General features: G+C 69.9%; 23 protein-coding genes. 17 read left to right on the top strand and 6 right to left on the bottom strand.

All coding sequences use genetic code 11. The annotated features are described in order from the left end of the window. Positions 1-209: 209 nt before the first annotated feature. The 4 genes from ABGB18_RS48505 (at position 210) to ABGB18_RS48520 (ending at position 3,604) form a co-directional block, all read left to right on the top strand. Positions 210-380, top strand: a complete 171-nt coding sequence (locus ABGB18_RS48505) for a hypothetical protein (RefSeq protein ID WP_347702504.1) — start codon at positions 210-212, stop codon at positions 378-380. A 147-nt stretch (positions 381-527) separates the two neighbouring features. Further along, positions 528-1,274, top strand: coding sequence for an antibiotic biosynthesis monooxygenase (locus tag ABGB18_RS48510; protein ID WP_347702505.1), 747 nt, complete (start codon positions 528-530; stop codon positions 1,272-1,274). A gap of 89 nt (positions 1,275-1,363) precedes the next feature. Further along, positions 1,364-2,527, top strand: coding sequence for a low temperature requirement protein A (locus ABGB18_RS48515; protein WP_347702506.1), 1,164 nt, complete (start codon positions 1,364-1,366; stop codon positions 2,525-2,527). A gap of 255 nt (positions 2,528-2,782) precedes the next feature. Next, positions 2,783-3,604, top strand: a complete 822-nt coding sequence (locus tag ABGB18_RS48520; RefSeq protein WP_347702507.1) for a nitroreductase/quinone reductase family protein — start codon at positions 2,783-2,785, stop codon at positions 3,602-3,604. A 627-nt stretch (positions 3,605-4,231) separates the two neighbouring features. Here ABGB18_RS48520 and ligA read toward each other — a convergent pair. Continuing rightward, positions 4,232-6,310, bottom strand: coding sequence for an NAD-dependent DNA ligase LigA (gene ligA / locus ABGB18_RS48525; protein ID WP_347702508.1), 2,079 nt, complete (start codon positions 6,308-6,310; stop codon positions 4,232-4,234). A 313-nt stretch (positions 6,311-6,623) separates the two neighbouring features. Here ligA and ABGB18_RS48530 point away from each other — a divergent pair, with 313 nt between their 5' ends. The 5 genes from ABGB18_RS48530 to ABGB18_RS48550 all read left to right on the top strand — a co-directional run bounded on the left by ABGB18_RS48530 (position 6,624) and on the right by ABGB18_RS48550 (position 9,710). After that, positions 6,624-7,457, top strand: a complete 834-nt coding sequence (locus tag ABGB18_RS48530; RefSeq protein WP_347702509.1) for an SAM-dependent methyltransferase — start codon at positions 6,624-6,626, stop codon at positions 7,455-7,457. 116 nt (positions 7,458-7,573) lie between these two features. Continuing rightward, complete coding sequence (locus tag ABGB18_RS48535) at positions 7,574-8,212, top strand: TetR/AcrR family transcriptional regulator (RefSeq protein ID WP_347702510.1); 639 nt, start codon at positions 7,574-7,576, stop codon at positions 8,210-8,212. Continuing rightward, positions 8,209-8,490 (top strand): DUF6204 family protein, encoded by a 282-nt coding sequence (locus tag ABGB18_RS48540; RefSeq protein WP_347702511.1) that lies wholly within the window; start codon positions 8,209-8,211, stop codon positions 8,488-8,490. Before ABGB18_RS48535 ends, ABGB18_RS48540 begins: the two co-directional genes overlap by 4 nt. Positions 8,491-8,517: 27 nt before the next feature. Next, positions 8,518-9,084: an XRE family transcriptional regulator gene (locus ABGB18_RS48545; protein WP_347702512.1), complete on the top strand. Its 567-nt coding sequence runs from the start codon at positions 8,518-8,520 to the stop codon at positions 9,082-9,084. 56 nt (positions 9,085-9,140) lie between these two features. After that, entirely contained in the window at positions 9,141-9,710 is a 570-nt protein-coding gene (locus ABGB18_RS48550; RefSeq protein ID WP_347702513.1) for a GNAT family N-acetyltransferase, read from the top strand. On the opposite strand, the gene ABGB18_RS48555 is transcribed toward ABGB18_RS48550, so the two are convergent. Then, positions 9,667-10,662, bottom strand: coding sequence for an aldo/keto reductase (locus tag ABGB18_RS48555; protein ID WP_347702514.1), 996 nt, complete (start codon positions 10,660-10,662; stop codon positions 9,667-9,669). The two genes, ABGB18_RS48550 and ABGB18_RS48555, sit on opposite strands and share 44 nt — an antisense overlap. Before the next feature lie 113 nt (positions 10,663-10,775). On the opposite strand from ABGB18_RS48555, the gene ABGB18_RS48560 reads away from it, so the two are divergent. Continuing rightward, a complete protein-coding gene (locus ABGB18_RS48560; RefSeq protein WP_347702515.1) occupies positions 10,776-11,330 on the top strand; it encodes a TetR family transcriptional regulator in 555 nt (184 codons plus the stop codon). Positions 11,331-11,366: 36 nt separating this feature from the next. On the opposite strand, the gene ABGB18_RS48565 is transcribed toward ABGB18_RS48560, so the two are convergent. Next, positions 11,367-12,236, bottom strand: coding sequence for a helix-turn-helix transcriptional regulator (locus tag ABGB18_RS48565; protein ID WP_347702516.1), 870 nt, complete (start codon positions 12,234-12,236; stop codon positions 11,367-11,369). Between the two features lie 153 nt (positions 12,237-12,389). Here ABGB18_RS48565 and ABGB18_RS48570 point away from each other — a divergent pair, with 153 nt between their 5' ends. Then, positions 12,390-13,160, top strand: coding sequence for an SDR family NAD(P)-dependent oxidoreductase (locus ABGB18_RS48570; RefSeq protein ID WP_347702517.1), 771 nt, complete (start codon positions 12,390-12,392; stop codon positions 13,158-13,160). A gap of 347 nt (positions 13,161-13,507) precedes the next feature. Continuing rightward, positions 13,508-13,738 carry a hypothetical protein gene (locus ABGB18_RS48575; protein WP_347702518.1) on the top strand — a complete coding sequence of 77 codons (231 nt, stop codon included), beginning with the start codon at positions 13,508-13,510 and terminating at the stop codon, positions 13,736-13,738. A 60-nt stretch (positions 13,739-13,798) separates the two neighbouring features. Here the strand turns inward: ABGB18_RS48575 and ABGB18_RS48580 are convergent, their stop codons facing one another. Then, the gene (locus ABGB18_RS48580) at positions 13,799-13,990 is read right to left on the bottom strand and encodes a hypothetical protein (protein ID WP_347702519.1); all 192 of its coding nucleotides are present in this window, start codon (positions 13,988-13,990) and stop codon (positions 13,799-13,801) included. A gap of 384 nt (positions 13,991-14,374) precedes the next feature. Next, complete coding sequence (locus ABGB18_RS48585) at positions 14,375-14,722, bottom strand: hypothetical protein (protein WP_347702520.1); 348 nt, start codon at positions 14,720-14,722, stop codon at positions 14,375-14,377. Positions 14,723-14,981: 259 nt separating this feature from the next. Between ABGB18_RS48585 and ABGB18_RS48590 the strand changes: the two genes are divergently transcribed. From ABGB18_RS48590 to ABGB18_RS48610, 5 genes are all read left to right on the top strand, one after another. Next, a complete protein-coding gene (locus ABGB18_RS48590) occupies positions 14,982-15,539 on the top strand; it encodes a winged helix-turn-helix domain-containing protein (protein WP_347702521.1) in 558 nt (185 codons plus the stop codon). A gap of 598 nt (positions 15,540-16,137) precedes the next feature. Continuing rightward, on the top strand, positions 16,138-17,298 hold the full coding sequence (locus tag ABGB18_RS48595; protein WP_347702522.1) for an FAD-dependent oxidoreductase: 1,161 nt from the start codon (positions 16,138-16,140) through the stop codon (positions 17,296-17,298). Next, the gene (sigJ, locus tag ABGB18_RS48600; protein WP_347702523.1) at positions 17,295-18,176 is read left to right on the top strand and encodes an RNA polymerase sigma factor SigJ; all 882 of its coding nucleotides are present in this window, start codon (positions 17,295-17,297) and stop codon (positions 18,174-18,176) included. The genes ABGB18_RS48595 and sigJ overlap by 4 nt, the downstream gene beginning before the upstream one ends. Positions 18,177-18,333: 157 nt before the next feature. Continuing rightward, complete coding sequence (locus ABGB18_RS48605) at positions 18,334-18,726, top strand: hypothetical protein (protein ID WP_347702524.1); 393 nt, start codon at positions 18,334-18,336, stop codon at positions 18,724-18,726. Further along, a complete protein-coding gene (locus ABGB18_RS48610; RefSeq protein WP_347702526.1) occupies positions 18,669-19,271 on the top strand; it encodes an HD domain-containing protein in 603 nt (200 codons plus the stop codon). Before ABGB18_RS48605 ends, ABGB18_RS48610 begins: the two co-directional genes overlap by 58 nt. A gap of 155 nt (positions 19,272-19,426) precedes the next feature. Here the strand turns inward: ABGB18_RS48610 and ABGB18_RS48615 are convergent, their stop codons facing one another. Then, positions 19,427-20,374 carry a helix-turn-helix domain-containing protein gene (locus ABGB18_RS48615; RefSeq protein WP_347702525.1) on the bottom strand — a complete coding sequence of 316 codons (948 nt, stop codon included), beginning with the start codon at positions 20,372-20,374 and terminating at the stop codon, positions 19,427-19,429. Positions 20,375-20,541 lie beyond the last annotated feature (167 nt).

Here is a 20,541-nt window from a genome sequence, read left to right on the forward strand (position 1 = left end):
AACTCTGGCCTTGGACACACCGCCCACGTTCATGACAACGGCGGTTGCCTATGTCCCGAGACACACTCTGTTGAAGTTTCCTATGTCTTGCGACATGGGTTTCCTATGTCCTGAACCAGCACACTGCTGGGGCCACCAAACCGGGGGCACCGGTCGGTGCGGCGTAACGTGGGAAGTGAGCGGTGGGGCGGCCAGGGGGAGCGGACCTGGTGGGCAACAGCACCATCCTCGACTCCCTGGAGATGCTGCGGCGTGGCGGTCGCGCCTGTCTGGCCGGCTGGCTGGGCGGCCTCGATCCCATCGCCGGCTTCAACCCGCTGCTGCAGAGGCCAGCGGCGTCCCCGAGCCCGCCAGACCTTCCCCCACCTTCCGGGATATGACACTCGATGTCATACTTCCCGCCGTCGGCGGCCGCGCATCGACCTGGACGGCCGCCGCCACCGATCGAGGGCAAGCGACATCAAGCCCGAAATCCCCTAATGTGCCAATGTGCCAATGATTACTTGATTACAATATCGGGAGGAATCTTGATCGTTGAGTACATCCGCTACCGCGTCCCCACGGCGGCGGAGGAGTTCGAGGCGGCCTACCGCCGAGCGGTGGTGCCCCTGGGCCAGGCGCCCCAGTGCCTGGACTACGAGCTGTCACGGTGCGTCGACGAGCCCGAGTGCTACATCCTGCGGATCGCCTGGACCTCGGCAGAGGACCACATGGTGGGCTTCCGGAGCAGCACCCCTTTCGCCGAGTTCTTCGCGGAGATCAAGCCGTACGTGTCCAACATCGAGGAGATGCGGCACTACGAGCAGACCATCGTCAAGACCGAGCCGACGCTGTTCGACTGGGCGGGCGGAGCGGAGGCGTTCGAGCAGCTCACCGAGGTGTTCTACCGCCACGTGATCGCCGACGACCTGATCGGCCCCCTGTTCGCGCACATGAGCCCCGGCCACCCGAAGCACGTGGCGATCTGGCTGTCGGAGGTCTTCGGCGGCCCCGACCGCTACACCAGCGAACTCGGCGGCTACCCCCGGATGCTGGCCCACCACCTCGGCAAGCACATCCGCGAGGACCAGCGCCGCCGGTGGGTGTCCCTGCTCATGGACGCGGCCGACGAGGTGGGGCTGCCGGGCGACCCCGAGTTCCGGGCTGCCTTCTTCGGCTACATCGAGTGGGGGACCCGCATCGCGGTGCAGAACTCCCAGCCGGGCGCGACCCCGCCGGCCCAGGCGCCGGTCCCGCACTGGGGCTGGGGAGTCGCCCCGCCGTACCAGCCCTGAACCGGCAGCACGCCCGCGGGCCCGCCGGTACGCGCGCACCGGCGGCCCGGCCCCCGACGACCGTCCCCCTGGAAAGGTCCCCCACCACCATGCGGCTCCCAGCCTGGTTCGCCGAGCGGCCCATCTCCGCCGTGCCCGAGCCCGACCTGCGCGTCTCCACCCTGGAGCTCTTCTTCGACCTGGTCTTCGTCTTCACCATCACACAGTTGACCGCCCTGCTGGTCGCCGGCCTGGAGACGCCGCAGCCCGGCCATCGGGCGGTGAGCATCGGCGAGAGCGCACTGCAGGTGCTGCTGGTGTTCGGCGTGATGTGGTGGATGTACTCCGGCTACGTCTGGCTGCTCAACTCCGTCCCGCCGGTACGGCCCACCCGCCGGATCCTGGTCCTGCTGGGCATGACCGGGTTCCTCATCATGGCGCTCGCCATCCCCACCACCTTCAGCGGCGGCGGGGTCGCCTTCGCCATCGGCTACCTGCTGCTGATCCTGGTGCACGGCGCCCTCTACCTGCAGGCCACCAGGGCGATCATGCGTGTGGTGCCGTTCAACCTGGCCGCGACGGTGCTCATCGGCGTCGCCGGGTTCCTCGACCCGCCCTACGCCTATCTGCCGTGGACCGCCGCGCTCGTCCTGCTGTGGGGCAGCCCCTACTTCATCGGCCAGCGGGGGTTCGTGCTGCGCGCCCCACACGTGGTCGAACGGCACGGCCTGCTGGTGATCGTGGTGCTCGGCGAGTCGATGCTGGCGATCGGGATCGGCGCCGCCGACCTGGAGGTCGGCCTCGGCCTCGGCATCGCGGGGGCGCTCGGCCTGTGCCTGGGCGCGTGCCTGTGGTGGGCGTACTTCGGCGGGAACGACGAGACGGCCGCCGAGCACGCCCTGGCCGCGGCCGAGCCGGTGCAGCGGACCAGGATGATCCTGGGCGCCTACTTCTACGGGCACATACCGATGCTGCTCGGCGTCGTCGCCGTGGCCGTCGGGATCAAGAAGGCCATCGGGCATCCCTTCGACCCCCTCAAGCCGTCCGCGGCGATCGTTCTGGCCCTGGGCGTGTTCCTGTATCTCGCCGGCGACTTCTGGTTCCGCCGGATGCTCAAGCTGCCCTGGACCTGGATCAGGGGCGCGGTCGCGGTCGTCGCGCTGGTCGCCGCCGCGGCCGGGCTGTGGGCGGCGCTGGCGGAGCTCGCGATCCTGGTCGTGCTCCTCGTGGCCATGCTGCTCGCCGAGCACAGGCGGGCCCGAGTCCCCGCGTGAGGGACGGCGTTGACAACGCGTGGACGGGTGTGCCTCTAATGGTGATCGCGTCGCGTGCCGCCGCCCGGGAGGACGGGGGCGGCATGGAGGCGCCGTATCAAGGGGATGACGCCGTGACTTCACACACCTGTGGTCGTGCCTGAGCGCACCGCACCCGCACGTCGTTCCACGCCTTTGGCGGTTTAGCCGCGCTTTTGGCATGTCCGTGCGGGTTTCCCATGTCATCGACACCCATCCCGCTTGGAGCCGAACAACATGCCCACAGACTTCAACCAGCAGGTCATCGACGAATTCCGGGCCAACAAGGGCCGGGTCGGAGGCCCCTTCGAGGGAGCCAGGCTGCTCCTTCTCACGACCGTCGGCGCCAGGACGGGCGCCCGCCATACGACGCCGCTCGGCTACCTGCCCGACGGCGGTGACCGCGTCCTGGTCATCGCCTCGGCCGGCGGCGCGCCGACGCACCCGGCCTGGTACCACAACCTGCTCGCCAACCCCGACGTCACCGTCGAGGACGGCGTCTTCACCTATCGGGCGAAGGCGGCCGTGCTGACGGGCGAGGAGCGCGAGGGGGTGTTCGCCCGCGCCGTGGCGGCCGACCCCGGCTGGGGTCACTATCAGGACAGGTCGGGCAGGGTGCTGCCGGTGGTCGCGCTCGTCCCGGCCGAGGACGGCCCGCCCGCCGGGCCCTTGGGCGACATGCTCAGGACCGTGCACGACGCCTTCCGCCGGGAGCTGGCCCTGATCCGCCGCGAGGTCGCCGCGTCCGGACCGCGCGTGGGCGCGCAACTGCGCGTCAACTGCCTGACCCTGTGCCAGGGCCTGCACGTGCACCATGAGCGGGAGGACCGCCACATGTTCCCCGCGCTGGAGCGCCGCCATCCGCGGCTCGCCCCGGCCCTGGAGCGGCTGCGCGCCGAGCACGTCGTCGTCCAGCAACTCCTCGAACGGCTCCAGCACCTCCTGTCCACCGACGACCTCGCACCCGAAACCCTTCAGCGCGAGGTCGACCGGCTCATCCAGGAGCTGGAGGCCCACCTGGACTACGAGGAGGAGCAGCTTGTGACGCTGCTCAACTGAGATCCGGCCGAACGACTCGAGCCTTCGCACTTGGCGTTCCCCTGGTCGTCTGGCGGGTCTGACCTGGCTGACGCGCTCAGCTCACGCCTGGAAGGCTCGGTCTGAGGAAGGCAACCATGCGATTGACCGGGCCGGATGATTAATCAGCACCGCAGGGTTACGGGCGGGGCGCGTCAGCCCCTGCAGGCAGTCTTGAGCGCGGCAGCGCCGCCCGGACGGAACGCGTCAAGTCAGGGACCTGCACGGCCGACGCTCCCGGCCTGCGATAGTGCCACACATTCTTGCCCGTCCTGGTGTCCAGCGCCACGACACCGTCACGGACCATCACCACCGCACCGGCGGCCGTCCTTTCGACGTCCTCAACAAGGCCCGCCGCCCGCATGTCCCATGCGACCACACCGCCGGCCGACCCTGCTGACCGTTTCCAGCACCACGGCGAGCACCCTAGCGGAGGCGGCCGCCGTGACGGGTGTCGCGGGAAGCACCGCCCCTCCGGCCGACAGACGGCGCCGCTCGCCCGGGCGCGGTCCACGGCGGTGATCAGCCGCTCGTAGCGGTCGAACTCTTCGGGGCTGGGCGAACCCTCAGCGGCCCGGCCCCAGCGAATCCCCACCCGCCCAGCTCAAATCAGATCAACGGGCCGAGGAGGGTGGCGAACTCCTCCGGGTCGACGATCCGCACTCCCAGGCTCTCCGCCTTGGCCCGCTTGGAGCCTGCCTTCTCGCCCGCCACCAGCAGCGACGTCTTCGCCGAAACGCTGGAGGACGCCTTGCCGCCGGCGCGCTCGATCAGCTCGTTCATCTCGTTGCGGGACAGCGCCTCCAGCGCTCCGCTCATGGAGCCGGTCACCACTACGGACATCCCGGCCAGCGGGAGCCCGGACGTGTCACCGTCCTCCGACGCGGCGCCGGGATCTGCCGGTGGTGTCCATCCTGGCTCGGTCATGGTGACCCCGGCCTTGACCAGCTTGTCGATGAGGCCGGCGAGCTCGGCCAGCTCCGCCACCACCACCGGGGCCTTCTCCGGGCCCATGCCCTCCACCGCCCGGATCGCCTCGGCGTCGGCCGCGCGGATGGCGTCCATGCTGCCGAAGTGCCGGGCGATGCGGCGGCTCATCGAACGGCCGGTGCCCCGCACGCCCAGCGCGCAGAACACCCTGCTGAGCGGCTGGCCCTTGGCCCGCTCGAAGGCGGCCAACAACTTGTCGGTGCTGGTGTCGCCCATCCGTTCCAGGCTCAGGATCTGCTCGCGGGTCAGGAAGAACAGGTCGGCGAAGTCGGCGATCAATCCCGCGTCCAGCAACTGCTGGATGCGGTTTTCCGCCAGGCCCTCGATGTCGAGCTGGTCCCGGCCGACCGCGTAGCCGATCGAGGCGATCGCCCGGCAGTCGCGTCCGCGTACGCACCGCCAGCGCTCCTGGGAGGCGTCGATCGCGCCGCCGCAGGACGGGCAGGCCTGCGGGATCTCGATGGGCTTCTCGTCACCGGTGCGCAGGTGCACGACTGGGGCCTCGACCCGGGGAATGACGTCGCCCGCCTTGTAGATGACCACGCTGTCGCCCAGCATCAGCCCCCGGCGGCGGATGTCGGCGGGGTTGTGCAGGGTGGCGTAGGTGACGGTGGTGCCGTCCAGCTCGACCGGCTCCAGCACCGCGCGGGGGGCGATGATGCCGGTGCGGCCGGTGTTCCACTCCACGCTCAGCAGCTTGGTGACCCGCTCGGTGGCGGGCAGCTTGTAGGCGATGGCCCAGCGCGGCGCCCGCGAGCTGAATCCGGCCTGCGCCTGATCGGCGGCCAGATCACACTTGATCACGATGCCGTCGATGCCGAACGGCAACTCGGGGCGGGCGGCCGCGATCTCCCCGATCCGCTCCTGCACCCGCTCCAGCGTCCCGGCCACGATCCCGGCCACCGGTGTCGCGGCGGTCGTCTGCACACCCTGCGCCGCCACCCACTCCATGATCTCGCTGTGCGGCGATTCGCGCAGCCGCACGGCCGGCTCGGAGTCGTCATCCGGCGGCGGCAGCACGCCATAGCCGAAGAACGTCAGCTCGCAGACATAGGGACGGTCCTGCGCCCGCAGCGTGCCCGCGGCGGCGCTGCGCGCGTTGGCGAACGTGGTGCCGTCGTGCGCCTGCCGCTTGGCGCACGCCTCCTCGAACTGGGCGGAGGTCATCATGACCTCGCCGCGCAGCTCGACCGTGACCGGGTCGGCCAGCCGGTCGGGCAGGCCGACGACGGTGCCGATGGCGTGCGAGACGTCCTCGCCCGCGGTGCCGTCGCCGCGCGTGACGAGCTGCGCCAGGCGGCCGTGCCGGTAGCGGGCCGAGATCGCCAGCCCGTCGAGCTTGGGCTCCACACTCCACGCCGTCACCGCCCGGCCGAGCCTGCGCTCCAGCCCCGCCGCCCAGTCGGCCAGCTTGTCGGGGCCGAACACGTTGTCCAGGCTGAGCATGGGCACGGTGTGCGGCACGTCACCCACCACGGCCCCGCCGGCCACCTTGCCGGTGGGCGAGGAGGGCAGCACCGACTCGGGGTGCGCCTCCTCGTAGGCCTGGATGCCGCGCACCAACTGGTCGTAGGCGGCGTCGTCGATGGTCGAGGTGCCGTCGGCGTAGTAGGCCGCGGCGGAGTCCACGGCGAGCTGCACGGCTTCGGCGTAGGCCGTGTCGTCGGCCAGCTTGGTGAGCGGGGGTCCGTCGGTCATGGCCTCATCATGCCGGGCGCCACCGACAATTGCCCCTCCCCGAACCCGGCTGGAACTGGGGGGAGCGGCCCCACCCGGCGGTGGTTACCGACAACGGCGGGTATCGCCCGTGGGGATCAACTGAGAGACACAAGCGGATGATCCAGTACGGAAAACAACTACTTCTCTACAGATCCTCCCCGAAATATTTCTTAGTGCCTTTTTGGGGCGAATGGGCGGATGAAAGTTTCATTTGACTCCTGTGCTTTCACAAAAGGGACGCTATGCTCCAAACGCATTCGACGTAGATCGACAAGCCGCGGTGGAGGGCACGATGAATGAGGAGCTCCAGGGTGGGAACTGGACGCACCAGGATCCGGACTACCTGCCTCCGGAGGTCGACGCCAGCAAGCCCAGTATCGCCCGGGTCTACGACGCCTTCCTCGGCGGCAAGGACAACTTCGCCGTCGACCGGGCCATCGCGCTGGAGGGGATGAAGCGCTTCCCCGACAGAGGGGAGGGCGCGCGCCAGAACCGCGCGATGTTGTTCCGCGGCGTGAAGTACATGACGGAGCAGGGCATCGACCAGTTCCTCGACGTCGGCTCCGGGCTGCCCACGATGGACAACACGCACTCCGTCGCCCAGCGGATCAACCCCGACGCGCGGGTCGTCTACGTCGACATCGACCCCATCGTGCTCTCGCACGCCCGGGCCATCCTGCAGACCAACGAGCACACGCGCGTCATCACCGCGGACATGCGGGAGCCCGAGGCGATCTTCCACCATCCGAAGGTCGAGGGCTTCCTGGACTTCTCCCGGCCGATCGGCATGCTGCTGGTCGCCGTCGTCCACCACCTCGGCGACGACGAGGGTCCGGAAGAGCTGGTGAACGTCTACAAGTCGCGGATGGCCCCGGGCAGCTACATGCAGCTCACCCATTTCTGCTCGTGCGCGCCGGAGGTACGGGATCTGGAAGGGGTCCTGCTGGCGATGCTGGGCACGGGACGGGCCAGGGACATGAAGGAGATCGTGCGCTTCTTCGACGGGCTGGAGCTGGTCGAGCCGGGCGTGGTACACCTGCCGGAGTGGCGGCCCGAGGGACCCGTCAAGAAGCCGCTGAGCCTGGGCGGGCTCTGCATCGCCGGCGGAATGGGCCACAAGCGCTGAGGCGTACCACGGTGAGCGGCGTGATCCACAGCCTGCGCCGGCGGGAGCGCTGACGGATCGCCCGGGCGGGCTCGCTAAAGTGCAATGGACTTAAATTTTGGAGTAGACTCCATTGTATGGTCGAAGGGCTGCGGGAGCGGAAGAAACGGCAGACCCGGCAGCGCATCTCCGACGTGGCCATCGGCCTGTTCGTGGAGCGCGGGTTCGAGCACGTCACGATCGCCGAGGTAGCGGCGGCCGCCGAGGTTTCGGTGAACACCGTCTACAACTACTTCCAGGCCAAGGAGGACCTCGTCCTGCCGCCGGAGGAGGCCTCGCCACGGCGGCTGGCCGACATCGTGCGCGAGCGGGCGCCGGGGGAGTCGGCGGCCGGGGCGGTGGTGGCGCGGCTGCGTTCGGAGGTGCGCGGGCGCGAGCGGCAGGTGGGGCTGAGCGCGGGGTTCGGGCGGGTGCTGGAGATGATGCGGGCCGCGCCCACGCTGATGGCCCGGCTGGAGGATCTCGGCCACCAGATGACCGACGCGCTGGCCGCCGTACTGGCCGAGGAGACCGGCGCGGCGCCGGACGATCCGCTGCCACGGGTGGTGGCCTGGCACATCGGGTGCCTGCACGCGCTGGTGCTGGCCGAGATCGCGCGGCGCACGGCGGCCGGGGAGCGGCCCGAGGCCATCGCCGGAGCCGTGCTGGAGTTGCTGGACGCCGCGGAGAGCGTGCTGGGCGAGCGGGTGCTCGCCTATGCGGTACGGGAGGGATGAGCGTGTTCCGGGTGACGGTCAGAGGGAAGTTCACCGGGCTGGACGATGCCGGCCGGACCGCCGTGCGGGCGGCGGGCGGGACCGATTTCACCGAGGCCGGGACCTTCACCCACGATCAGAGCGTGTCGGTGTTCACGTTCCGCTGCCAGGTGGCGGGCGAGGACGGGGACGAGGCCGGACTGGGAGCGCTGGAGGCGCTGGAGGCGCACGGGCATCCGCACGAGGTGCTGCGGATCGCGGCGACGGACATGAGCACCATCAAAATTCGCCGTCGGTAGGATCATATTTGGGATATCATCCCGAATATGGGAGATGAGCCGGAGGTGGCGGCCCGGCTGGCGGCCCGGCTGGGCGAGCTGCGCGTCGAGCGGGGCTGGTCACTGGAAGAGCTGGCGGGCCGGACCGGGATCAGCCGCTCGACGTTGTCGCGGCTGGAGCGCGGAGAGATCAGCCCGACGGCCGCCCTGCTGGGCAAGCTGTGCGCCGTCTACGAGCGCACGATGTCGCGGTTGCTGGCCGAGGTCGAGTCCGAGCCGCCGCAGGTCGTCCGCGCGGCGGCGCAGGAGGTGTGGCGGGACGAGACCTCGGGGTTCGTCCGCCGCTCGGTGTCGCCGCCGCATCCGGGCCTGCGCGGCGAGGTGGTGGAGGCGACCCTGCGGCCGGGGGCGGACATCTCCTACGACGCGCCGCCGGTGCCCGGCCTGGAGCAGCACATCTGGGTGCTGGAGGGTTCGGTGGAGATCACCTCCGACGGGCACGCGCACACCGTCGAGGCGGGCGACTGCCTGCGGTTCCGGCTGTGGGGCGCCTCCCGCTTCCGCTGCCCGGGCCCCGGCCCGGTCCGGTACGCGATCCTGGTCGTCCTGCCATGACCCCGCCCCGGCGGAGTCATCCTGCCATGACTCCACTCAGCGAAGGAGCCGAGACCGTGCACACCATCGCCCGGCTGTCGGCCGCCGAGTTCGGCGACAGCATCGACGACCTGGCCGCCCTGCTGGTCGACGCCGTGGACAGCGGCGCGTCCGTGGGGTTCCTGACGCCGTTCGGGCACGCGGAGGCGGCCGCCTGGTGGCGGGCCCAGGCGCGGGCGGTGGCCGACGGCAGGCTCATGGTGTGGGTGAGCCGCGACGGCTCCGGCGTCCACGCCACCGTCAGTCTGGCGCTGGCCGCCAAGCCCAACGCCCGCCATCGGGCCGAGATCGTCAAGCTCATGGTCCACCGCGACGCCCGGGGCAGGGGCCTGTCGCGTGCCCTGCTGGCCACCGCCGAGCGGGCCGCCCTCGCGGCCGGGGCCGACCTGCTGCTCCTGGACACCGAGACCGGCAGCACCGCCGAGCACGTATACCTGACCGGTGGCTGGACCCGCTACGGCATCGTCCCGGACTACGCCGGATCCCCGGACGGCACCCTCCAGGACTGCAGCTTCTTCTACAAGCGGCTGAGCGACCCCGGCCTCAGGCGTCCAGATCGGGTGGCGGAGGCATGCGGTCGCCTTTGACCTGGGCGGCGATGGGTTCGAGCGCGGCGAGTTCGGTGTCGGTCAGCGTGATGTCGAGCGCGCCGACGTTCTCCTGCAGCCGCCGCCGGCTGCGGGTGCCGGGGATCGGGATGACGGTGATGCCGTGGGCGTCCGCGCGTTGTAGCACCCAGGCGAGGGCGATTTGCGCCATCGTCACCCCCCGGGCGTCGGCGACGCGCCGGATCGGGGCGAGCAGGCCGGCGTTGTGCTCGGCGTTGGCGGAATCGAAGCGGGGCAGGTCACACCGCATGTCGTCCGCGGCGAGCCCATCGGTGGAGGTGATCTGCCCGGTGAGGAACCCGCGGCTGAACGGCGAGTACGCGACGAAGCCGATGCCGAGTTCAGCGCAGACCGATACCACCGAGTCCTCGTACTCGCGGGTGAACAGCGACCACTCGTTCTGCACCGCGGTGATCGGGTGCACCCCGTGCCCGGCCCGCAACTGCTCGGCGGTCACGTTGGACAGGCCGAGGTGGCGCACCTTGCCCGCGGCCACCAGCTCGGCCATCGCCCCGACCGTGTCCTCGATCGGGGTCGTGAAATCGGGATGATGCAGGTAGTACAGGTCGATGTGATCGACGCCCAGGCGGCGCAGGCTCGCCTCGCAGGCGTTGCGGACGTGCTCAGGATCGCTGCGTACGCCGACCAGGTCGCCGGTCCCTGGCTTGCGGATGGTGGCGAACTTGGTGGCGACGCTGATGCCGTCGTGCCCGTGCTCGGCCAGGAACTCGGCGATCAGGAGCTCGTTGGCGAAGTCGATGCCGTAGTAGTCGGAGGTGTCGAGCAGGGTCACGCCGAGTTCGGCGGCCTTCCGCAGGGTGGCCAGCGACTGCTCGCGGTCCGTGGGGCCATAGAACTCGCTCAGCCCCACGCAGCCCAGGCCGAGCGCGGGCACCTCCATGCCGGTGCCGCCGAGTTCGACCGTACGCATGGCAAGGCCTTTCGTTCAAGGGGAATGACATAGAATGCGGGATGGCCATCCCGGTTAATCGGAATATACGGGACGGCCATCCCGCTTGTCTATCGACCCCGGAGCACACCTCGATGAGCAGGCCATTGCGCGCCGACGCCCAGCGCAACAGGGCGCGGGTTCTACAGGTCGCCGCGGAGACCTTCGCCAAGGAAGGGCTGTCGGTGCCGGTGCACGAGATCGCGCGCCGGGCGGGCGTGGGCACCGGCACCGTCAGCCGCCACTTCCCCACCAAGGAATCCCTGTTCGAGGCGGTGCTGCTGGAGCGGATGGCGCACCTCGTACGCACGGCGAGCGACCTGGCCGGCGGCGAGGAGCCCGGTGAGGCGTTCTTCGCCTTCTTCTCCCTCATGGTCGAGGAGGGCGCGGCCAACAAGGGGCTGGTCGACGCGCTCGCGGGCGCCGGCTACGACTTCAACGCCGCCGCCACCGACCACGCCTACGACGTCATGGGCTCCTGGGGGCGACTTCTCCAGCGCGGCCAGGAGGCGGGCGCCCTCCGTGCCGACGCCGACATCGCCGACGTCAAGGCGCTACTCGCTGGCTGCCTCGACCGCGAGCGCGACGCCCTGGACCCGGCGGCGCGCGCCCGCATGCTGGCCATCGTCCGCCGCGGACTCGAGTCCTGACCCTGGACCGTACGGGAGATGGGGCGGGCGGCGTTCTCAGCGTTGTGCCTGGTGGTCGTGGCCGAGGTTCGGGAGGCCACGGGGAATCTGCACTGCCGAGCCGAGGAGGGCCAGTTTGTCGGCGTCGTCGGTGCCGGGGTCGGGGTGGTAGACGACGAGCATGATGCCGTCCGTGTCGGTGACGAGCAGCTTCTCCCTGTGCAGGCGGAGTTCGCCGACCTGTGGGTGGTTGAAGTGCACCACTGCCGTGCCGCCTCGGCGCCGCACGTCGTGGCGGGCCCACAACTGCCGGAAGAGCGGGCTGGCGAGGGAAAGTTCACCGACGAGTTCGATGCAGCGCGGATCGTCGGTTTCGGTGCCGACCGCATCGCGGAAGCTGGCGACCAGCCCGGCGGCGACATCTTCCGAAAAGGGGGAGAAGAGATCCTGCTCGCCGGTGTCCAGGAACACGTCCCGCAGCCGGTTGGCGCCCACGACGAGGCGGGGTGAGAGGGCGGCCGCCAACGGGTTGGCGGCGAGGATGTCGAGGTAGCGGCCCTCGACGAACGCGGGCAGCGGGAGCATCGACACGAACTGGGCCGTACTGGGCGGGAGAATCTCCTTCCGCGGGTGTCGCCGGCGGCGGGGCCTGTCTGCGGCGAGGCCGAGCAGGTACGCCTTCGAGACGTCGTCGAGGCGCAGGACCCGGGCGAGGGATTCGAGGACCTGTACCGACGGCCTGCGGTCGCGGCCGCGTTCCAGGCGCAGGTAGTAGTCGGCGCTGATACCGGCCAGCATCGCGACCTCTTCGCGGCGCAGACCGGGTGCCCGTCGCACGCCCACCACGGGGATGCCCGCCTCCTCGGGGGCGACGAGGTCGCGGCGGGCCCGGAGGAAGGCTCCAAGCCGGTTCTGCTCATCGGTCATGTTCCACACGATAGGTGGCGCGAGCCGTCCGAGCGGGGGTCCTGTCACTCCCCTGGCTGGCGGGGGCCCTGGCTGGGCCGAGGCGTGGACCGGATGGTGGTGTGCATCGACGGCGCAGATCACCCGTCGAACGCATGAATAAGGGGTAACACCATGTCTTCACTCGCACTCGTCACCGGCGCGTCCTCGGGAATCGGCGCAGCATTCGCCGAGCGTCTGGCCGGGGACGGCTACGATCTGATCGTCGTCGCGCGGCGACGGGAACGGCTCGAAGCACTCGCGGCTTCGCTCCCCACCGAGGTGCGGGTCGTCACAGCCGACCTGTCCACCGATGAGGGCATCGACACCGTGGCCGAGCTGTGCGCGAGCCGGCCGCTGACCATGCTCGTCAACAACGCCGGCGTCGCGCACTACATGCCGATGGACCAGCTCCCCGCAGCGAAGGCACGAGAACTCGTGAACGTCAAGGTCACCGCGCCGACGATGCTGACCCGCGCGGCACTGCCCGGCATGATCACGCGCGGCGCCGGAACGGTCGTGAACGTCGCAGGAATGCTCGCCTTCTCGGGGCCCTCAGCGCAGAAGGCCGGTCGCGCCGTCTACGCGGGAACGCTGGCCCACTCGGTCGCCATGTCGCAGACCCTGCACGCCGAGCTGGCGGGAACCGGCGTGAACGTGCATGTCGTCTGCCCCGGCGTCGTGGCCACCGAGTTCCACGAGGTGCAGGGCCTGGATCTGTCGGCTGTCCCTCGCATGCCCGCGGAGGACGTCGTCACCGCCGCCCTGACCGGCATCGAACTCGGTGAGACCGTCAGCGCCCCCAGCGTCGAGGACTACGGCCTCCTTGAGGCCGTGTTCGCCGCGGACCTCGACGCGTTCGGGGCCCAGAGCCCGCGTCTCGCGTCTCGTTACCGGGCCGGCTGAGCAAGCGGGCCCTCATCGGCCCTCGGCATGGTGACAAAGGGCCCGGCAGCAACGAGCGAACCCGCCCCTGAGGGCGCGAGAACGGGATGACGGTTCGCAGCGTGCCCCCGGCACGAACCCCGGCGACCCAGGCGAACGTGTGGTCTTTTGCCGTCAGCGTGGGGCTTCTGCGCACGGGGGCATGGATGGTCGACCCCCGCGAACCGCGCCTCACCCGAGCCAACGCTCCCGTTGTCGTCGGCGCGGGCACCTGGGCCGCCACCGCTGCCGAAATGCGCGGGTTCGACGCCAGTACACGTGCGGTCCGAGGCCTTCCGCCCGTGCCGGGATCATGGGGTCCCCTCCCGATGACGGTGATCAGCGCAGGCGGCGACCAGGAAGCCATCGAGCACCACGCCCAGGTCGCGAAACTCTCCACGCGCGGACGGCACATCGTCGCGCCCACAACAGATCACTACCCGCACCTCGCCGACCCCACGCCCGCCCTGCGGGAGATCCGCCGGATCCTCGCCCAGACCAGGGAGGGCGAGCCTGGGCATGACGTGGGGCGCATTCCAGGGGCCGTCGCAACACGGTGATCAACCACCGAACAGCAAGACGCTCGGCTGGGGTGCCCAGCCGAGCGGTCCCGGCTGTTCTCAGGCGTGGCGCATCGCCTGGACGACCTCTCGCAGGTACGTGTGCAGTTCGTCTTCTTCGCCATCGCCGAGGGCGGCCATGGCGGTGGGGAAGGCGTCGGTGAGATCGAGCACGACCTCGTCCATGAGTTCGCTGAAGGACCCGGGTCCTGTCTTGGACCGCGCGCTGTCCAGCCGTGGTTTGTTCACCATGGCCTGGGTCGTAGACGATGACAAGCTGCACTCCGTGGATCTTCTCAGTCGCGATCCAGATGCCGTTGGCGGAGACGGCGGCGCTCGACGCGACGGGGATCTTGGGGAAGGCACATGACGCATGGCAGAAGTCTCGGTGTCCACACGACGTCCCCGGAACTGTTTCCGCCCCGGACAGCCCATGTGGGACCAGGCGCCCGCGGCGAGAGGCCCTGCCGGGGTGTCCCGGTCGAGCGTTTGCGTGGTCGGCTCGGCAGCGACGGCGTCGATCTCCCGGAGGTGGCGGGATGTGGGAGAAGGGGGCGCCGCCGGTCGTCTGACCGGCGGCGCGGTGCGACTGGAAGGGAGGCCGGGAAGGCGGGTGCTTCCCAGCGAAGGTCTTGGCTACACCGCGCACGTGGCGGTGGGAAACACCTGAATGCCGGAGATCTTGAGATCCTGCGAATAGGTGACGGTGTCGCCAGGCTTTATACAGCCGACGCTGATTCCTTCGGCCGGCCGTATCCGTACTGCGTACGGGCTCCCGTTGTGCGCCGAGGAGATCGTCGCCACCAGCGACGTGACGCCGGGCGTCCCCGGAACGCAGAGCACTCGCGATGTGGAGGCAAGGGTCACACAGACCCCGCCGTCGGACATGGAGGACGACGACGCGAGCGCGGTGGACGCCGATCCGACCGTCAGCAGGAGCGCGGCGGCGATTCCACCGATGAAGCCTTTGGTGGCCAGAGACATCTTTCTCCTTTTCAGTGAATTTCTTCGTGGCGGATGGCTGTACTCCGAGGCTAAATCGTGGCCTTCAGCGCTATTGTTCGGCGTCATACGCGGGAAGACAACCGCGGTTACTTCCACGGGGGTACTGGCGTCGAGCCGGGCGTGCGCGGCCCGCTCGTGATCGAGACGACGGCATCGGCGGCGCCCTGGGCACGGCTCTCACTCCCTGGCATGTGAAAGAGTTACTGCGAAAGACTTGTTTCGTGCATACGTTGGATGCGTGAAGATCAAGGATCCGAAAGCGATGCGGGCGCTCGCCCACCCCTTGCGCATCCAACTCCTCGAACTGCTGGCCGTCGAAGGCACCGCCACGGCCACCCGGCTGGCCGAGCTCCTCGACGAGAACCCGTCCAACTGCTCCTTCCACCTGCGGGTGCTGGCGAAGTTCGGGTACATCGAACGCGCGCCGGGCCAGACCGGACGCGACCGGCCCTGGCGGCTCATCGACATCGAGCAGACCTGGGACTCCGAGCAGCCGGACGAGGACAGCCGGTCGGCGGCGTCCGCGCTGGATCAGGCCTTCCTGGACTGGGAGCATTCGCGCATGAAGGCCGCGGCCACGGCACCGGTGCCGCAGGCGTGGAAGGGCAGGCTGGCGAGCGGCGGCGCCACCCTCTGGCTGACGCCGGAGGAGGCCGAGCGACTCGGGCAGGCCATCGCCCAACTGATCAGCCCGTACGTCGAACGCCGGCGGCAGCCGGACTCGCGCCCGGCAAGCGGGCGGCCTGTCAGGCTGTTCCACAACACCTACCTCCTGCCGAACACCGACCCCCGATGAGGGGCGCGCTCGCCAGCCCGCCGCTCCGCCGGCTGCCGGGCGCCTGGACGATCGGCAACCCCGCCTATGGGATGGCGCCGCCCTTGGCGCGGACGGGAGGGCGCCGGTTCTCCAGGTCGAGGTCCTCAACGTTGAGGGCGAGGATCTCGGCGGCTCTTGCCGCCGTTTCGTAGAGCATCCGCCAGAGGGGCTTTCCCGGAGCGGGATGTCGCGGCGCGACAGCAGCCGGTGGATGGTCGGCTTGGCCACGGCCCGGGTCTGGTCAGGGTTTGCCTTGCGGCGTTCGGCCTCGGCGGGGACGCAGGGGGCGGGTCAGTGCTTCTTGGTGCGGCACCAGGTGAGCCACGAGACGAGGGCGGCGCGGTTGCGGTTCCGGGTGGCCGGCGCGCACCCGCCCCATGGCTCGGTCAGGGCCCGCTGTGCTGGACCAGCGGTGCGTCACGGTGGCGTAGTCGTCGGGGGTGAGGGAGGCGGTATCGCGGGCGCAGCCGTGGGTGGCCCGAAGGCTTCGGCCGCGTATACCCCGCGCTCTTGAGTGGAGTGACGCGTGTCACGTCGCGCCGTGTCACGTCTCGGCGGTCCACGGTGTCTTGAGGGCATGAGCGAACACAACGCACCCCGCATGGTCGTGGTCATCGGTGGCGGTTACGCAGGAACGCTCGCGGCCAACCGGCTGCGGATGCGCGACGACGTCGACATCAGCCTGGTCAACCCGCGCCCGGAGTTCGTCGAACGCGTACGGCTGCACCAGTTCGTGGCCGGCACCGGCGACCCCACGGTCGACTATGGCACGCTGCTCGGCGAGGGCGTCCACCTGGTCGTCGACAGCGCCACGCGCATCGACGCCGCCGCCCGCACTGTGCACCTGGCGTCGGGCCGCAGCCTGGACTACGACTATGTCATCTACGCGGTCGGCAGCACCAGGGCCGTGCCGTCATCGGTGCCCGGCGCGGCCGAATTCGCTTTCGACATCGCCGAGTTCGAGTACGCGCAGCGGCTGCGCGCCAGGCTGGAGGAGCTACCCGCCGATGCTCCGGTCACCGTGGTCGGCGGCGGCTTGACCGGCATCGAGACGGCCGCCGAGCTGGCCGAGCAGGGGCGGAGGGTCACGCTGGTGTGCGGCAGGACCCTGGCGCCCACCTTCAGCTCCTCCAGTCGCCGGGCCATGGCCAGATGGCTGTCCAAGCACAGGGTCTCGGTGCTGGAGGGCGTCAAGGTGAGCGAGGTGCGGCAGGACGCGGTCGTCCTCGCCGACGGCGCGATGCGGGCGAGCGCGGTGACCATCTGGACGGGTGGCTTCGGGGTGCCGGAGCTGGCGGCGGCGAGCGGGCTGCGTACCGACGAGCTCGGCCGGCTGCTCACCGACGAGACGCTGACCAGCGTCGACGACGACCGCGTCGTCGCGGCCGGCGACGCGGCCGCTCCGTCGGGTCAGGCGCTGCGGATGAGCTGCTATGCCGCCGGGCCGCTCGGCGCGCAGGCGGCCGACACCGTGCTGAGCCGCATCGCGGGGACGGATCCGGCGGCGATCAACCTGGCCTTCTCCGGGGCGTGCGTCAGCCTCGGCAGGCGCACGGCCGTACGGCAGTTCGCCCGCAAGGACGACACCGCGATGAACTTCCACACCGGCGGCAGGATAACCGCCGGCTACAAGGAGCTGACCTGCAAGCTCGGGGTGTGGAAGATCCGCCGTGAGGTTCGCAAGCCGGGTTCCCTGATCTGGCCCAAGGGCGGCGAGCGCGTGGTCGCCTCCGCATGAGCGCCGAGGAGCATGCCGAGCGGTTCACCCTCCTGCGACCCCTCCTGTTCACGATCGTCTACGAGATACTCGGCTCGGTCACCGAATCCGACGACGTGCTGCAGGACAGCTACCTGCGGTGGTCGGGCGTGGACCTGGCGACCGTGCGGGACACCAAGTCGTACCTGGCGCGGCTGGTGACCCGTCAGGCACTCAACGCGCTGCGGGCGAGCACGCGCCGCCGCGAGGACTACGTCGGTCCGTGGTTGCCGGAGCCGCTGCTGCTGGAGGAGAACGACGCCTCGGCCGACGTGGTGCTCGCCGAATCGGTGTCGATGGCGATGCTCGTGCTGCTGGAAACGCTCACCCCCGATGAACGTGCGGTGTTCGTGCTGCGCGAGGTGTTCGGCTTCGGCTACGACGACGTCGCCGCGGCGGTGGGCAAGTCCGTGGCGACGGTGCGCCAGGTGGCGCACCGCGCCCGCGAGCACGTGCAGGCGCGCCGCAAGCGCTTCGAGCCCGCCGACGCCGCGACGACCGAGCGGATCACCGCGCAGTTCATGACCGCCGCTGCGACCGGCGACCTGCAAGGGCTGCTCTCCCTGCTCGCGCCGGACGTCACCTGGACGGCCGACAGCGGCGGCAAGACCACCGCGGCGCGCCGGCCGGTGGTGGGCGCGCGGAAGGTGGCCGCGGTCCTCATGCGCCTGTTCAACCCGGACCTGCGGATCGAGATGGTCACCTGCAACGGCATGCCCGCGCTGGTGCTCAGCGGAGCGCGTCACAAGGGCGTCTTCCTGCTCGAGATCGCCGACGGCGAGATCACCAACTTCTACGCCATCCGCAACCCGGACAAGCTTCTCGCGGTGGCGGCCCCGCGCCAGATCAGCAGGAGTTGACCATGACAGACACACAGGTGGTGATCGCCGGCGCGGGGCCGACAGGGCTGATGCTCGCGTGCGAACCGCGGCTCGCCGGGGTCGACGTGCTCGTGCCCGGACGCCTCCAGGAACCGCGCCGATGGAATCGCGGGCGAGCGGCCTGCACATCCGCACGATGGAGGTGCTCGATCAGCGAGGCCTGCTCGACCGGTTTCACGGGCGGCGCATACCGGGCGTGCACTTCTCCGCCCTCCCGCTCGACCTGTCCGATATACCGATGCGACAGCCGTACGTTCTCGTCATCTCGCAGTCCGAGGTTGAACGGCTGCTGAGGGAGTTGCATCAGATCGGTCCAGTGCTTCTCTATCGGCTTCCAGTCGATGACGTTGCGGCCGTTCTCGCCGAACGGTGGTTCAGCGGCTTCGATCAGTCCCGTGATTGTGTGTATTTCAGCGGGTACGTCCTGGCCGCTGCTCCGCAGGCAGGTGAGGTAGGAGGAAGGGCGTGGTCATGGCGCTTCAGAGGTTCGAGGCGGTGGACGGTTGGCCGGCCTTGCGTGGGCGGTTGACGAGTCGCATTTCTGAACAGGACCTGATGTTGCTGGACGAAGCAGTCGACTTCGCGACACATTGGCACGCCGACCAGAGGCGACCCGCCGGTGAGCCGTATGTGCAGCACCTGCTTGAGGCCGTGTCCGTCCTGGCCGAGGCGGTGAACACGACCGACATCGACGTGCTGCGAGCGGCCGTCCTGCACGACGTGGTCGAAGACACCGACTGCTCGCTGGATGAGGTGAGGAAACACTGTGGCGACCGTGTCGCCGTTCTGGTCGAGTGGGTGACCAAGCCCGCGGCGGCGGAGGGTCAGTCGCGTGAGAACGTACGGGCGGCGTATCTGGCTCGCCTGCGGGACGCACCGGCTGATGCGCTGATGGTCAAGTTGGCGGACCGACTGAGCAACGTGCAACGCCTGGACAGCCATCCCCGGCCGGAGAAACGCCGTGCGTACTACCAGGAGACCGTCCGTTCCATCGTCCCGCTGGCGCAGTCTCACCCGTGGTTTCGTCAGTGGTTTGAAACCTGGCGCAGCGCGTTCGGGCACTTGTCCGTGTGACGATCAGGTAGTCGCCTGCACCTCGCCGTGGCCCTGGGCTGTCCCGTCCTGTTCGAGCTGAGAGGCCGTAGTGGGCGGGCGCAGCACGGGATCAGCGCACGGCGGGGGATCGGTGTGGACGGAGGGATCGCGGTTGCGACGTCCATTCGGCTTCGTCACCCTCGCGTCCTGCGGGCCGAGCGCGGGCTGACGATCAGCGCTTCGCGTTGCGCGGAGCTCAGACGGTCCGGTCTCGGGGCGATCGCGTACGTGTCGCGCCCGAGCCGCTTCACAGTGAGCGGGTCGGAGAGGATCGGACGGCGGCCGACGGCGTCCAGGGCATCGGCCGTCCGCGTGATGGGCCAGTCCAGTGCCGTGGCGAGGTCGTCCGCGGCCAGCGGCCGGGCGGCGTGCACGAGCGCGGCGATCACCGTCAGCACGTCGGCCACGGCGGCGTGGGTGAGGCCGCTGTCGTCCATGTGGTCGCTGATGCGGGCGAAGAAGCGGCCCATCTCGCGAAGCCGGGTGCCGACCGGAGTGTCAGCGCCGAAGATGTTCGTTCCGCGCCGCGCGGCCGCCGCGACCTCGGCGTGCGCCCCGGTGTCGGCTTTCCAGGCGCGGAGCCAGACGTCGTCGTCGATCACGTACCGCTCGCGGCGCCCGCCTGGCTCCTGACTCCGTCCGACCAGTTCGATCGATTCGAGGTAGCCGATGGCCTTGGACACCGAAGCCGGGCTGACCTGTAACCGGCGTACGAGGTCGGCGGAGGTCAGGCTCCCGGAGTCGGAGATGAGCAGGCAGACGAACACCCGGGAGGACATCCGGGGCAGCCCGGTCCCGGCCAGCAAGGTGGCGAACTCTTCCACGAAACGGCGTGTCACCTCGGTCTGCCGCTCGTCGGGCTCGGCGGCCTTGACCGCCCTGCGCCGGCGGGCGCGCCGCTCGGCGGTCTGCTGGGCACGGTCCGCCAGATAGCCTGCCGGCCCGCCGTTGCGCGTGACTTCGCGGGTGACCGTGGACGTGGGCCTGCCGAGCCGCCTGCCCATCTCGGCGTACCCCAGCCCGTCGGCCAGCCAGGTCGCGATCTTCCGGCGATCCTCAGGGGTCAGCCTGCTTCCGGGCATCGGCCCGCCTCCTCTTCAGGTGCGTTCACCAACAGTACATTGAGGTTTTCTCTGCGACTTTCACATGATCCGTCCGTGCTCGAAGTGGGTGAGAACGAGCGCTGCTCGGGCCACATCGCCAATTCGTGAGGGGCTGAGCGTCAAATGCTGAAGGGTGCGCCAGCGCT

This window comes from Nonomuraea sp. B12E4, from assembly GCF_039871825.1.
In the GTDB taxonomy this organism is placed as follows: domain Bacteria; phylum Actinomycetota; class Actinomycetes; order Streptosporangiales; family Streptosporangiaceae; genus Nonomuraea.